This window comes from Kitasatospora sp. NPDC038210 (assembly GCF_055600605.1).
In genome coordinates, this window is sequence record NZ_JBVJYK010000087.1 from 1 (window position 1) to 1347 (window position 1347).

The following is a 1347-nucleotide window of genomic DNA, read 5'->3' on the forward strand; positions in this document are numbered from 1 at the left end:
GGAGCCGTCGAAGGTGGGACCAGCGATTGGGACGAAGTCGTAACAAGGTAGCCGTACCGGAAGGTGCGGCTGGATCACCTCCTTTCTAAGGAGCACACAGCAGCTTCGGGCGAACGTCCCGGAGTGCTCGCTCATGGGTGGAACGTTGACTATTCGGCACAGGAAGAGACCAGTGGTTAGTACTGCTTCGGCGTGGAACGCGTTCTGGTTTTGACTGTGTCGGGCACGTTGTTGGGTCCTGAGGGAACGGAAACGTTGTCTCAGTGATCGCCGGCCTCACTTGAGGCAGCCCGGTTGGGTTGTCGAGGGTGTGTGACTGGTCGTTGTTTGAGAACTGCACAGTGGACGCGAGCATCTGTGGCCAAGTTTTTAAGGGCGCACGGTGGATGCCTTGGCACTAGGAACCGATGAAGGACGTGGGAGGCCGCGATAGGCCCCGGGGAGCTGTCAACCGAGCTTTGATCCGGGGGTGTCCGAATGGGGAAACCCGGCAGTCGTCATGGGCTGTCACCCGCTGCTGAACACATAGGCAGTGTGGAGGGAACGCGGGGAAGTGAAACATCTCAGTACCCGCAGGAAGAGAAAACAACCGTGATTCCGGGAGTAGTGGCGAGCGAAACTGGATGAGGCTAAACCATTGTGGTGTGAGACCCGGCAGGGGTTGCCATAGTGGGGTCGTGGGTTTTTTCTTGATCGGTCTGCCGGCCGGTCGGCGAGTCAGAAACCGTATGGATAGTCGAAGGACATGCGAAAGGTCCGGCGTAGAGGGTAAGACCCCCGTAGACGAAATCTGTACGGCTCGCTTGAAGAATACCCAAGTAGCACGGGGCCCGAGAAATCCCGTGTGAATCTGGCGGGACCACCCGCTAAGCCTAAATATTCCCTAGTGACCGATAGCGGATAGTACCGTGAGGGAATGGTGAAAAGTACCGCGGGAGCGGAGTGAAATAGTACCTGAAACCGTGTGCCTACAAGCCGTGGGAGCGTCGTCGTGGTCTTCGGATCACGGCCGTGACTGCGTGCCTTTTGAAGAATGAGCCTGCGAGTTTGCGGTGTGTAGCGAGGTTAACCCGTGTGGGGTAGCCGTAGCGAAAGCGAGTCCGAATAGGGCGTCTGAGTTGCATGCCCAAGACCCGAAGCGGAGTGATCTAGCCATGGGCAGGTTGAAGCGCGGGTAAGACCGTGTGGAGGACCGAACCCACCAGGGTTGAAAACCTGGGGGATGACCTGTGGTTAGGGGTGAAAGGCCAATCAAACTCCGTGATAGCTGGTTCTCCCCGAAATGCATTTAGGTGCAGCGTCACGTGTTTCTTGCCGGAGGTAGAGCACTGGATAGGCGATGGGCCT

At 57.7% G+C, this 1347-nt stretch carries 2 rRNA genes; both read left to right on the forward strand.

Annotated features, from left to right (window positions below):
• Window positions 1-85: ribosomal RNA gene (locus tag ACZ7KX_RS42700) — 16S ribosomal RNA — on the forward strand; the annotation flags it as partial.
• Window positions 86-359: 274 nt separating this feature from the next.
• A 23S ribosomal RNA gene (locus ACZ7KX_RS42705) occupies window positions 360-1347 on the forward strand; the annotation flags it as partial.